This window comes from Streptomyces sp. Q2, from assembly GCF_056820935.1.
This window is the reverse complement of sequence record NZ_JBXEJE010000005.1, coordinates 178,235-190,685: the sequence shown is the minus strand read 5'-3', so window position 1 is coordinate 190,685 and position 12,451 is coordinate 178,235. Positions and strand designations below refer to the sequence as shown.

General features: G+C 71.7%; 9 protein-coding genes and 1 pseudogene. 6 read left to right on the top strand and 4 right to left on the bottom strand.

Going from position 1 to position 12,451, the window contains the following annotated elements; genetic code table 11:
• Positions 1–243 precede the first annotated feature (243 nt).
• Positions 244–822, top strand: coding sequence for an adenylosuccinate lyase (locus ACWBNA_RS07930; protein ID WP_482703501.1), 579 nt, complete (start codon positions 244–246; stop codon positions 820–822).
• A 58-nt stretch (positions 823–880) separates the two neighbouring features.
• On the opposite strand, the gene ACWBNA_RS07925 is transcribed toward ACWBNA_RS07930, so the two are convergent.
• The 4 genes from ACWBNA_RS07925 to ACWBNA_RS07910 all read right to left on the bottom strand — a co-directional run bounded on the left by ACWBNA_RS07925 (position 881) and on the right by ACWBNA_RS07910 (position 4,619).
• Positions 881–1,384, bottom strand: coding sequence for a GNAT family N-acetyltransferase (locus ACWBNA_RS07925; RefSeq protein ID WP_482703500.1), 504 nt, complete (start codon positions 1,382–1,384; stop codon positions 881–883).
• Between the two features lie 20 nt (positions 1,385–1,404).
• Positions 1,405–1,803: a RidA family protein gene (locus tag ACWBNA_RS07920; RefSeq protein WP_482703499.1), complete on the bottom strand. Its 399-nt coding sequence runs from the start codon at positions 1,801–1,803 to the stop codon at positions 1,405–1,407.
• Positions 1,804–1,859: 56 nt separating this feature from the next.
• Positions 1,860–3,446 (bottom strand): alpha/beta hydrolase, encoded by a 1,587-nt coding sequence (locus ACWBNA_RS07915; RefSeq protein WP_482703498.1) that lies wholly within the window; start codon positions 3,444–3,446, stop codon positions 1,860–1,862.
• 135 nt (positions 3,447–3,581) lie between these two features.
• Positions 3,582–4,619 (bottom strand): Rv2578c family radical SAM protein, encoded by a 1,038-nt coding sequence (locus tag ACWBNA_RS07910; protein ID WP_482703497.1) that lies wholly within the window; start codon positions 4,617–4,619, stop codon positions 3,582–3,584.
• A gap of 135 nt (positions 4,620–4,754) precedes the next feature.
• Here ACWBNA_RS07910 and ACWBNA_RS07905 point away from each other — a divergent pair, with 135 nt between their 5' ends.
• The 5 genes and pseudogenes from ACWBNA_RS07905 (at position 4,755) to ACWBNA_RS07885 (ending at position 12,432) form a co-directional block, all read left to right on the top strand.
• A complete protein-coding gene (locus ACWBNA_RS07905; RefSeq protein WP_482703496.1) occupies positions 4,755–5,198 on the top strand; it encodes an SRPBCC family protein in 444 nt (147 codons plus the stop codon).
• A 152-nt stretch (positions 5,199–5,350) separates the two neighbouring features.
• A pseudogene (locus ACWBNA_RS07900) lies at positions 5,351–7,814 on the top strand (MFS transporter).
• A 183-nt stretch (positions 7,815–7,997) separates the two neighbouring features.
• Entirely contained in the window at positions 7,998–10,466 is a 2,469-nt protein-coding gene (locus tag ACWBNA_RS07895; RefSeq protein WP_482703495.1) for a SpoIIE family protein phosphatase, read from the top strand.
• A gap of 173 nt (positions 10,467–10,639) precedes the next feature.
• Entirely contained in the window at positions 10,640–11,365 is a 726-nt protein-coding gene (locus ACWBNA_RS07890) for a class I SAM-dependent methyltransferase (protein WP_482703494.1), read from the top strand.
• 122 nt (positions 11,366–11,487) lie between these two features.
• Complete coding sequence (locus ACWBNA_RS07885) at positions 11,488–12,432, top strand: SMP-30/gluconolactonase/LRE family protein (RefSeq protein WP_482703493.1); 945 nt, start codon at positions 11,488–11,490, stop codon at positions 12,430–12,432.
• The last annotated feature ends 19 nt before the right edge of the window (positions 12,433–12,451 follow it).

Here is a 12,451-nt window from a genome sequence, read left to right as displayed (position 1 = left end):
GGGCGTGCACACGCCCGGAAAACGGCGGAACCGACCGGCCCTGTCCCGGGGCCGGGTCGTACTCGGGTACACGAGGTACCGAACCGACTGCTCTCGTAGCAGCTGCGTCACCAGGCCACCACGAGCAGATCCACGAGTGGGTAACTCGCTCGTCTGAGCTTAACCCGTGAGTAACGAGCGCGCCAGCCCCTGAAATGGTGATGTGGGTCCTGGCTCCCCGGCAGCCCGCCTAATCTCGGTTTCATGGACGAAGAGTTGCGATCACTCACGGAACGCTTACGGCAGGAGTCGGGGGACCCGCCCCTCTACGAGCGTCTCATCAGGACTGAGGACACCGACGACCTGGCGGCGGTACTCACCGAGGCGGGACATCCGCTGTGGGCCAGGGAGCTGGCCGCGTTCCGGCTCGGACTCGCGGGCGACCGGCGTGCCTTCGAATCGCTCGTCCTGCTGCTCAACCACCGCGACCCGCAGCGCTGCGCCTCCGCCGCCCACGCCCTGGCCCGCCTCGGCGACCCGCGCACCGCCCGTGCGGCCGCCGCGCTCGCCACCAACGAACTCCGTGTCGCCTACGCCCTGCATCCCGTCCGGCTCCTGGTGCAGTTGCGCGCCCCCGAGGCCGTACCGGCGCTGATCACCACCCTGGGGCGGCGGCTGCGCCCGCACGATCCCTACCGGCGCGTGGCCCTGGCCTGTGTGGAGGGGCTCGGCACGCTCGGCGACACCCGGGCCAGGCCCGTCCTGAACGAGGCACTCGCGCACCCGGTGCTCGCCGAAGCGGCGGTGCGGGCCCTGGCGCGGATCCCGAGACAACGGCGGTGACCCGTCAGGCGGAGGCGACCCGTCAGACGGCGATGCTCCGTCAGGCGCCGATGCTCCGTCAGTCGGGCGGCGCCGACTCCCGTACGTACCGGACCTCCGGGACCAGCACTCCGTCGACCTCGAACGGCTCCTCGGCGCCGTCCGGGCGAAAACCCGCCCGTTCGTAGAAACGACGGGCGCGCGTGTTCCCCTCCAGTACCCACAGGAACAGGCGCGCCCGGGCGCGGCACTGGCCCGCCGACTCCTCCAGCAGCGCCCTTCCGACCCCGCACCCCAGGTGCGCGGAGTCGACGTAGATCGCGTACAGCTCCGCGTCCGCGGTGCGGGTGTCGCCGTCGCGGTACGGGCCGTGCGCCGCCCAGCCGACGATCTCGCCGTCCCGCTCGGCGACCAGGTTCACCACACCGTCGCTCGCGCGCGCGGAGAAGAGGGAGCGCCGTCGCTCGGCGTCCTTCGTCACGCTGAGGGCGTCGAGGAAGGACCGCGGCATGAGGCCCCGGTAGGCGCTCTGCCAGCCGCGCACACGGATCTCGGAGACGCGGTCGCAGTCGGCGAGCCTCATCTCCCGCACCCGCACGTGAGTCACTCGCCGACCACCGCGAACGCCTCGATCTCCATCAGGAACTCGGGCCCGACCAGCGCCGCGACCTGCACGGCGGAGGCGGCCGGCAGGCGGTCGTCGGGTATGTGGGCGGCGCGGGCCGCACGGATCGCGGGCAGGTGGGCCATGTCCGTGACGAAGAAGGTGAGTTTGACGACGTCGTCGAAGGCCGCGCCCGCGGCGGCCAGGCAGCGGCGGAGGTTCTCGAAGACCTGACGGGCCTGCGCCGCGGGGTCGCCCGCACCGACGAGCCGGCCGTCCTCGTCCAGGGCGAGCTGGCCGGAGACGGCGACGAAACGGCCGGTGCCCGTCACGACGTGGGTGTACGCGGCGGCGGGGGCGACACCGTCGGGGGCGGGAATCCTCGTCAGCTCACTCATGCGTCCATGGTGGACCATGGGTCTGACAACGCCCCCGACGGGCCGTCAGGCCGTACTCAGCCGCGGAAGCCGAGCAGACCGTGCAGGGTCGAGCCGCGGGACGACGTGGACGCCGCCTTCGAGCTGAGCGGCTCCGGATCGGGCAGTGCCTTGCACACCGCGTCGGCCTCGCCGTGACCGCGTGGCACCGTGCCGTCGGTCAGGTACGCCGCCAGGTACTTGTCCAGGCAGGCGTTGCCGCTCAGCGAGATGCCGTGGTTCCCGCCGCCTTCCTCGACCACCAGACTGGAGTGGGCGAGCAGCTGGTGGACCGTCACGCCGCCCTGGTACGGGGTGGCCGCGTCGTCCGTCGCCTGGAAGAGCAGCGCCGGCGGGAGCTTGCCGGTGGCGACGTTCTTCGGCTGCAGCGAGTCCGTCGGCCAGAACGCGCAGGGCGCGTTGTACCAGGCGTTGTTCCATGCCATGAACGGCGCCTTCTCGTACACTGCCCAGTTGTCCTTGCGCCACTGGTTCCAGTCGCGCGGCCAGGACGCGTCACGGCACTGCACCGAGGTGTAGATGCTGTAGCCGTTGTCACCCGAGGCGTCCACCGCGGCGAAGTTCTCGTACGCCTCGACCAGCGGGTCGGCGTTCTTGTCGTTCACGTACGCCGCGAACGCCTCGGCGAGGTAGGGCCAGTAGCCGTTGTAGTAACCGCCCGGGACGAAGGTGTCCTCCAGTTCGGAGGCGCCCACCGTCCCGCCGGCCGGCTTCTCGGCGAGGGCCGCCCGCATCGCGTACCACTTGGCCTCGATCCTCTCCGGATCGGTGCCGAGCTTGTACGTGGCGTCGTACTTCGCGATCCAGGTCATCAGCGCCCGGTGGCGGCCGTCGAAGGCGTGGTCCTGGGCGAGGTTGGCGTCGTACCACACGCCGGTGGGGTCGACGATCGAGTCCAGGACCAGGCGCCGCACCCGCTCCGGATAGAGCTTGCCGTAGACCGCGCCGAGATAGGTGCCGTACGAGTAACCGAAGTAGTTGATCTTCTTGGCGCCCAGCGCCTTGCGGATCGCGTCCATGTCCCGCACGGCGCTGACCGTGTTGATGTACGGCAGCACGCTCGCGTACTTCTTGCCGCAGGCGGCGGCGAAGGACTTGGCGCGGGTGAGGTTGGCCTTCTCGATGGCGGGTGTGCTCGGCACGGAGTCCGGGCGCACCGGGTCGAAGTGACCCGGCCTGCAGTCGAGGGCGGGCTTGCTCGCGCCCACCCCGCGCGGGTCGAAGCCGATGACGTCGTACTGGGCCGCGACCGCCTTGGGCAGCGTGGAGGCGACGAACCCGGCGAGCGTCAGACCGCTGCCGCCGGGGCCGCCGGGGTTGACCAGCAGGGGACCCTGGTACTTCTTCGCGGTGTGCGGCACGCGGGACAGCGCGAGGGTGATCTGCCTGCCGTGCGGCTTCGCGTGGTCGAGCGGCACCTTGAGCGACGCGCACTGAAGCGTCGGATAGTCGGTGGTGCCGCACTTCTTCCAGGCGGGTTTCGCGGCTTGAGCGGTCTGCGCGGTCGGTGCGGTCGGTGGAGTGCTCGCGCCGGCGGGGACGGCCGTGAAGCTCCCGGCCACGACGACAGCGGCACCGCACAGCGCGGCTGCGCGTTTTCTCATGGAGTCCTCCCAGGACGGAGGGTTTCGGACCGCGAAGGTCACGGTCCCCGCCGCATCGTCCCGGAAAGCCCGGCCGGAAGAACGGGTTCTGGCAATACTTGACCCAATTGGATCGCGATATGCGCTCGAATGCTCTCAGATGAGCGTGAGTTGAGTCGGTTCGGACAGATCGGGCCGCTCGGGCTCCGGCTCAGGGACGCGCCGCGGCATCCCCGCGCGCGTGGGGCCGATCCCGTACTCCTGGGCCAGCTCGTGGACCTGACGGGTGATCCGGCGCTGATACCACTTCGGGGCGTAGGCGCCGTCCGCGTACAGCCGCTCGTAACGGCCCGTCAGATGCGGGTGGTGGCGGGCCAGCCAGGCCATGAACCACTCCCGTGCGCCGGGGCGCAGATGCAGCACCAGCGGGGTGACCGAGGTGGCCCCGGACTCCGCGATCGCCCGTACGGTGTCCCGCAGTTGGGCCGGATGATCGCTCAGGAACGGGATGACCGGCGCCATCAGGACACCGCATCCGATGCCGTGCTCGCCCAGGGTCCGTACGACGTCCAGGCGCCGCTCCGGCGCGGGCGTGCCCGGCTCGACGGTGCGCCACAGCTCGGGCTCGGTGAAGCCGACCGAGACCGAGATGCCGACGTCCGTCACCTCGGCCGCCCGCTTCAGCAGGTCGAGGTCGCGCAGGATCAGCGTGCCCTTCGTCAGGATCGAGAAGGGGTTGGCGTGGTCGCTCAGGGCGGTGATGATGCCCGGCATCAGGCGGTAGCGGCCCTCGGCGCGCTGGTAGCAGTCGACGTTGGTGCCCATCGCGATGTGCTCGCCCTGCCAGCGGCGCGAGCCCAGCTGGCGGCGCAGCAGCTCCGGCGCGTTGGTCTTGACCACGATCTGGGAGTCGAAGTCGACGCCCGTGTCCAGGTCCAGGTAGCTGTGCGTCTTGCGGGCGAAGCAGTACACGCACGCGTGCGAGCAGCCACGGTAGGGGTTGACCGTCCATTCGAACGGCATGCGGGAGGCGCCCGGCACGCGGTTGATGATCGACCGGGCCCGGATCTCGTGGAAGGTGATCCCGGCGAACTCGGGCGTGTCGAACGTACGGCTGGTCACGGCGTCCGCGTCGAACAGGGCGGCGTCGGCCCGGCCGTGATCGCCGGACTCTGTGAGGTTCTCCCAGCGCATGAGGCCTCCTCGGTAGCACTGACCCCAAGAATAGAACATGTGTTCCCTTGATCGTGCGACCCCCGATTTGGGCGCCCGGGACCCGGGGTGGTTGGCTTGCCTCCACCCCGAGAACCCAGGTCCTGGAGGAAGTCAATGGCGCAGGTCGAGGCCACTACGGAGCGGATCGTCGCGGCGGACGCGGAGAAGGTGTTCGACGCCCTCGCCGACTACAGCGGCACGCGCGCGAAGGTGATGCCCGAGCACTTCAGCGAGTACGAGGTGCGCGAGGGCGGCGACGGCGAGGGCACCCTCGTCCACTGGAAGCTCCAGGCCACCAGCAAGCGCGTGCGCGACTGCCTCCTGGAGGTCAGCGAGCCCACCGACGGCGAGCTCGTCGAGAAGGACCGCAACTCCTCGATGGTCACCACCTGGCGGGTCACCCCGGCCGGCGAGGGCAAGTCCCGGGTCGTCGTCACCACCGTCTGGCAGGGCGCCGGCGGTGTCGGCGGCTTCTTCGAGAAGACCTTCGCGCCCAAGGGGCTCGGCCGGATCTACGACGCCCTGCTCGACAAGCTCGCCGCCGAGGTCGAGAAGTAGCCCCAACGGGACACCGGTGACCGGCCGTTGGCCCCCTCACCGGTTCGAGTGGATCTCCGTGCGCCCCGGCGATACGCCGTAACTCGTCGCGCTTGCTCGCAGTTGTCGCTTTACGCGGGAATTGTGCGGCAGCGCGACGAGGGGAGCGATACGTGGGCGGCGTCACTCTGGTACAGGACGAACCGGCCCCGTCACCCTCCTCGCAGGGCCCGCCTCAGGTCTCGGCCAACGGCACCGGACTGAGCCCACGCCGGGTCCGGCTGGTCTTCGTCGCCCTGATGCTCGCGCTGCTGCTGGCGGCGCTGGAGCAGATGATCGTCGCCACCGCGCTGCCGAAGATCGTCGGCGAACTGCACGGCCTGGACAGGATGTCCTGGGCGATCACCGCCTACCTCCTCACCGCCACCATCGGCCTCCCGGTCTACGGCAAGCTCGGTGACCTCCTCGGCCGCAAGGGCGTCTTCCAGTTCGCGATCGTCGTCTTCGTCGTCGGATCCGCGCTCGCCGGCCGCGCGCAGACCATGGACCGGCTGATCGCCTTCCGGGCGGTCCAGGGCGTCGGCGCCGGCGGCCTTATGATCGGCGTGCAGGCGATCATCGCGGACATCGTGCCGGCCCGAAACCGCGGCCGGTTCCTGGGCCTCATCGGCGCCGCGTTCGGTCTCGCCTCCGTCGCCGGGCCCCTGCTGGGCGGCTACTTCACCGACCACCACTCCTGGCGCTGGTGCTTCTACGTCAACGTCCCCTTCGGCCTGCTCACCCTCGCCGTCGTCACCGTCGTACTGAAACTCCCCAAGCCGACGGCCAAGCCCCGGCTCGACATCCTCGGCGCGCTGCTGCTCGCCACCGCCTCCACCTGCCTGGTGCTGCTGACCAGTTGGGGCGGCACCGAGTACGCGTGGGACTCGCGGGTCATCCTCGGACTCGGCGCCGGCGCGGCGGCCGCGAGCCTGCTCTTCCTCCTCGCCGAGCACTTCGCGGCCGAACCCCTCATCCCGCTCCGGCTGTTCAAGGACTCCGTCTTCAACGTCACCGGCCTGGTGGGCCTCGTGATCGGCGTCGCCCTGTTCGGCGCGGCCAGCTACCTGCCGACCTTCCTGCAGATGGTCGACGGGGCCTCCGCCACCGAGTCGGGCCTGTTGATGCTGCCGATGACGGGCGGCATCGTCGGCGCCTCGATCGTCTCCGGGCAGCTCATCAGCCGCACCGGGCGCTACAAGATTCACCCGATCGTCGTGCGGGGCGCTCTCGGTGGCCGGCATGTGGCTGCTCTCCCACCTCGACGCCGACACGCCCCGCCTGCACTACAGCATCTGGATGGCCGTGCTCGGCGCCGGTATCGGCATGGTGATGCCGGTGCTGATCCTCGCCGTGCAGAACTCCGTGCGCCCCGCCGACCTCGGCACCGCCACCAGCGCCACCAACTACTTCCGGCAGATCGGCGGCAGCGTCGGCGCCGCGATCTTCGGCACCCTCTTCGCCGACCGGCTCGCCGACTCACTGGAAGAACGCCTCCCCCCGCGCGCGACCGCCTCGCTCCCCGACCCCGAGTCCATCACCCCGCAGCTCGTCCACGCGCTGCCCCCGGCACTGCGCGACGACTACATCCGGGCCTACGCCGACGCCATGCCGCGGATCTTCCTCTACCTCGTGCCGGTGCTCGTGCTCGGCCTGCTCCTCGCCTTCTTCCTCAAGGAGAAACCCCTGGTGGCCCACGACGCGCCGGCCGCGGAGCCCCGGACCGCGCAGGTGGACGCCCCGGTCCCGCAGGCGTTCCCCCACCCTCCGGGCGGGGGGACCCCCATCTCGCCGTACACCGCACAAACCCCTGTGTACGGCACCGTGCGGCACCCGGACGGGACGGTCGTGTCCGGCGCGGCACTCACCCTGATCGACGTCGCCGGACTGCAGACCGGTCGGGGCGCGAGCGGCGAGGACGGGCGGTACGCGCTGTCGACGCCGGGCCCGGGGGCTTACGTCCTGATCGCCGCGGCGGGCGGCCACCAGCCGCAGGCGGTCTCCGTGACCGTCGGGGACCGCCCCGTCGAGCTGGACGTCGTCCTCGGCGGCGCGGGACGCCTCACGGGAAGCGTGGTCACCGCGGACGGCAGCCCCGTCCGGGACGCCGCCGTCACCCTGACCGACGCGCAGGGCGAGGTCGTGGCGACCACGCGCAGCGGACGCGGGGGCGGTTATGCCATCACCGAGCTGGTGGCCGGCGAGTACACCCTCGCGGTCGGCGCGCCCGCGTTCCGTCCGGCCGCGCTCCCCGTCACCGTCCGGGCCGCCAGGGAGACCCGCCAGGACGTCGAACTCGCCGGCGGGGCCGTGCTGCGGGGCACCGTGCGGGCCGGCGGCGGGCGAAGCGAGATGGGGGTCCCCCCGCCCGGAGGGTGGGGGAGGCCCGTGGAGGACGCGCGCGTGACCCTGCTGGACGCGGCCGGCAACGTCGTGGACACCCTCACCACCGGCCCCGACGGCACCTTCGGGTTCGTCGACGTGCCCTGTGGCGAGTACACCGTCATCGCCACTGGTTACCCGCCGGTCGCCACCGCGCTCCACGTGTCCCCAGGGGGCAGCACGGAACGGGATCTGCGGCTGGGGCACGAGGACTGACAACCTGTCAGTAACCTGGCTCTGTCGGACCGTAGTCCCAGCTCAGAGTGGGGCGCGGGGGCGTGCGCCGGTGTGATCGGGCGACCCGATTCCGGCATTGCCGCACATCGTGAGCGACCGGCGCCGTACGGTGGTCGAGGCGGCACAGATCTCGCGGAGCCGCGGGGAGAGAGGGCCTGGGCCATGAACCGTGGCACCGAGAGGGGCGCACCCCCCAGCCCCGGAGCTGGGAGCGGCGCGGCGGAGCACGCGCCGTCCGGCCGCATCCCGCTGGCCGTGGTTGTGGTGGACCGCGACGGCCTGGTCTCCCACTGGAGCACGGGCGCGCGCCGCCTGTTCGGCGCCACCAAGGACGAGGCGATCGGCCGGTCCGCGGTCGACCTGCTGCCCGTCTCCGGAGCGCTGCCCGAGGAGGACGAGGTCGCGCCCTACGGGGCGTACGCGGCCTACGACGGCCTCGGACCCGGCCTGGAGACCTCCCTCGACGGCAGGCTGTCCTACCCGGCCGCCGGCCGCGCCCGCCTCACCGCGGCGGACCTCGACCGGGTCGACGTCCTGTGGTGGGCCTACCCGCTGATCGGCCCCGGGCCGGAGCGCCTGCTGGTCCTCGCCGCCGACGCGGGCGGTCTGCGGCCGGACCAGGCCGACGAGGACACCCAGGACCTGGCGTTCGAGCGGATCGCGCCCGGCTTCGCGCTGCACACCGACTTCCCGGGCGCCGACGAACTGGCCCGCCGGCTCCCCGAGATCCTGCCCAGCATGGGCGTCGACGAGGGCGCGCGCATCGTCGGTCAGATCCTCGAACTGGGCTATCCCGTCCTGGAGTTCAGCCAGAACGACCGGGTGCCCGTCACCCCCGACTGGGGCGTGCCCCGGCGCGCCGAGCGCAAGGCCCGCCGCGAACGCGCGGCCCGGGCCCTGGCCGAGGGGCGTCAAGTCCCGCAGGACGCCACCGACGAGGCCGAAGACCTCGAGTACACCGCCGTGCGCGAGCGTCTGGAGTTCCTGAACGAGGTCAGCGGCCGGATCGGCACCTCCCTGGACCTGGCGAAGACCATCATCGAGGTCAGCAAGGCCGTCGTGCCCCGCTTCACCGACGTCGCCGGCACCTACCTGCGCGAACAGGTCGTCGCCGGTGAGGAGTTCTCCGAGGGCGTGCCGGACACCACCACCATGTGGCACCGGGTCGCCCTGGAGCACACCGACGAGCCCGGCCGCTGGGACGACGTGGTGCCGGTCGGCGAGGCCATGCCGTTCCCCGCGCACACCCCGTTCTTCCAGTGCATGACCACCGGCGAACCCGTCCTCGTGCCGCGCATCAGCGAGCCGATGGGCCACGCCATCGCCTCCCAGTTCGAAAAGCGGGACATCCGGCCCCTCATCACGGGCCGCTCCATGCTGGTCGTGCCCCTCAAGGCACGCAACGTGGTCCTCGGCTTCATGATCCTGCTGCGGCACCCCGAGCGCGTCGAGTTCAACGACATGGACCGGGTCACCGGCGCCGAACTCGCCGCCCGCGCGGGACTCGTACTGGACAACGCGCGTATGTACACCTTCCAGGAGAGCGTCGCCGAGACCCTCCAGGACAGCATGCTGCCGCACATCCCGCCACGCATGGCCGGCTGCGACATCGCCACCCGCTATCTGCCCGGCACCCTCCTCGGGCGCGTCGGCGGCGACTGGTTCGACTCCGTGAAGCTGCCCGGTGCCCGCACCGCCCTGGTCGTCGGCGACGTCATGGGCCACGGCCTCAACTCGGCCGCCATGATGGGCCAGTTGCGGACGGCCGTACAGACCATGGCCGCCCTCGACCTGCCGCCCGCCCAACTCCTGCGCAACCTCGACGACCTCGCCCAGCGCCTCGGCGACACCTACCTCGCGACCTGCCTGTACGCGGTCTACGACCCGATCGCGAGCGAACTGCACATCGCCAACGCCGGTCACATCCCGCCCGTCGTGGTCCGGGCCCGGGACGGCGCCAGCGAGCTGCTCGACCTGCCGACGGGGGCGCCGATCGGCGTCGGCGGCGTGCCGTTCGAAGCGGTACGCGTGCGCGTGCGGCCCGGCGACCGGCTCGTGATGTGCACCGACGGCCTGGTGGAGGTGCGCGGCGAGGACATCGGCGTCGGCCTCGCCACCCTGTGCGAGTCCGCCGCGCACCCGGCCGCCTCCATGGACGACGCCTGCGACACGATCATCCGTTCCCTCAACACCCGCGGCGGCCGCAAGGACGACGTGGCCCTGCTGATGGCCCGCCTCAACGGCATCGAGCCCGACGACGTCGCCGAGTGGCGGTTCCCCCTCGACCCGGTCGAGGTGGGCCGGGCCCGCGCGGTAATCCGCGAACAGCTCCACGACTGGGGGCTCACGAAGCTCGCCGGTCCCACCGAGCTCATGGTCAGCGAACTGGTCACCAACGCGGTACGGCACTCCCACAGCCGTCCCGTCGACCTGCGGCTGGTACGCGGCGACACCCTGCTGTGCGAAGTCGACGACGACGACCACGAGCTGCCGACCCTGCTGAGCGCGGGGCCCGGCGACGAGGTGGGGCGCGGTCTGCGGGTGGTGAGCACCCTCGCGCGCGAGTGGGGGACCAGCCGGACCACGTCCGGCAAGACCGTCTGGTTCGAGCTGACGCTGCCGCGCCGCTGATCCGTCCTCGGGCCGCTGATCCGTCGTCGGGAGAAGGGGCGCGCGACGGAGTACCCGTCACGAACGACCCGTGAAGGAATGCGCCGCGCGCTTGTGGGCGTGACCTGGGCGCGATACACCGTACTGACCCGTCACTTGGGGGCGGGCGGCCTTCGCACCCCGGGGAGTCGGTCATGAGCGTGTCGAGTCGGTACCAAGAGTCCTGGGAGGGCTTCTGGCGTGAGGCTTCCGGTGAACCGGGGGCCGTGTTCTGGGACGCGGAGCCGATCCTCACGGCCGGCGCCCATCTCGCCCTCTTCGAACCCCATCTGACCGACCCCGGTCTGCCCCTGGTGGACCTCGGCTGCGGCAACGGCACCCAGACGCGGTTCCTCGCCGACCGTTTCCCGCACGTCCTCGGCGCCGACCTGTCCGTCGCCGCCCTCGACCACGCCCGGCGCGGCGACCCGGCGGGGCAGGCGACGTACCGGGTACTGGACGCGGCCGGCAAGGGCGAGGCGGAGACCCTGCACGCGGAACTCGGCGACGCCAACGTCTATATGCGGGGCGTCCTCCACCAGGCCGACCCCGACGACCGGCAGGCGCTCGTGGACGGGGTCGCCGCGCTCCTCGGGCAGCGCGGCCGGGCCTTCCTCGTCGAGCTCTCCGAGTCCGCCAAGCCCGTCCTCATGGACCTGGCGCAGCGCCCCGAGGGCCCGCCGCCCAAGCTGGCGCCCGTCTTCCGGCACGGCATCGCGCCCGGCGAGGTCGCCGACGACGCGATCCCCCTCTATCTGAACGTGGCCGGGCTGAGCGTCCTGGCGAGCGGTGAACTGCCGCTCACCACCACCGAGTACCGGCCCGACGGCACCCGGATCGCCCTTCCGTCGCGGTGGCTGGTGGCGGGCCGCACGGTGTGACGCCCGCGGCGGTCGGGGCCCCAGGGAACTCCCACGCGCGCGGGAGCGTTGCCAACTCGCGGGATCGTCAACGTAGTTGTTGCCGCAGTTGTCGACGAAACCACGCCCTGGAGGCGCCCACGATGACCCCGACCCACCCCCGCCCGACCCGGCGCGCCGTACTCGGCGGCGCCGCCCTGGCCGCCCTGGCCGTGACGGCCGGCGCCGGTACGGCGAGCGCCGGCCCGAACGCGGCCTGGCCGACGGAGTTCCCCCTACCGAACGGCTGGCTCCCCGAGGGAATCGCCATCGGAAGCAAGCCGTACGCGTACCTGGGTTCCCGCGCCAACGGCGCGATCTACCGCACCGACCTGCGCACCGGTGAGGGCAAGGTCCTCTTCGCGGGCGCCACCGGCCTGGTCTCCGTCGGCCTCAAGGCCGACCGTGACGGGCTGCTGTACGTCGCCGGGAACACGGGCGTCGCCCGGGTCCACGACACGCGCACCGGCGAACTCCTCGCCACGCACCGGCTCACCGAGGCCGCCGGCCACTTCATCAACGACGTCACCCTGCTCGGCGACCGTGCCTGGTTCACCGACTCGCGCGACGCGGTCCTCCACGGCGTTCCGCGCGGCGGCAGGGAGGGCGGCATCCGTGCCCTGCCGCTCACCGGCGACTGGACGCAGGTGCCGGGCGTCAACAACGCCAACGGCATCGTCGAGACCCCCGACGGCCGTGGCCTGATCGTGGTCAAGAGCTCGCCGGGCGAGCTGTACAACGTGAACGTCAGGACCGGCGCCGCCACCAGGATCACGCTGGTCGGGCAGGCGGACGTCGTCAACGGCGACGGCCTGTGGCGGATCGGCCACACGCTGTACGTCGTACAGAACCGCCTGAACCTGATCAGCGTCTGGGACCTCGACGCCAGGGCCACCACCGCCACCCTGCGCAAGACGGTCACCGACCCGCGCTTCGACGTGCCCACCACGGCCGCCCGCTTCGGCGACCGTCTCTATCTGGTCAACGCGCGCTTCACGACGACGCCGACGCCCGAGACGACGTACAACGCCGTCGCGGTCTCCGTCTGAGCCGGTGCGGAAAGCGGTT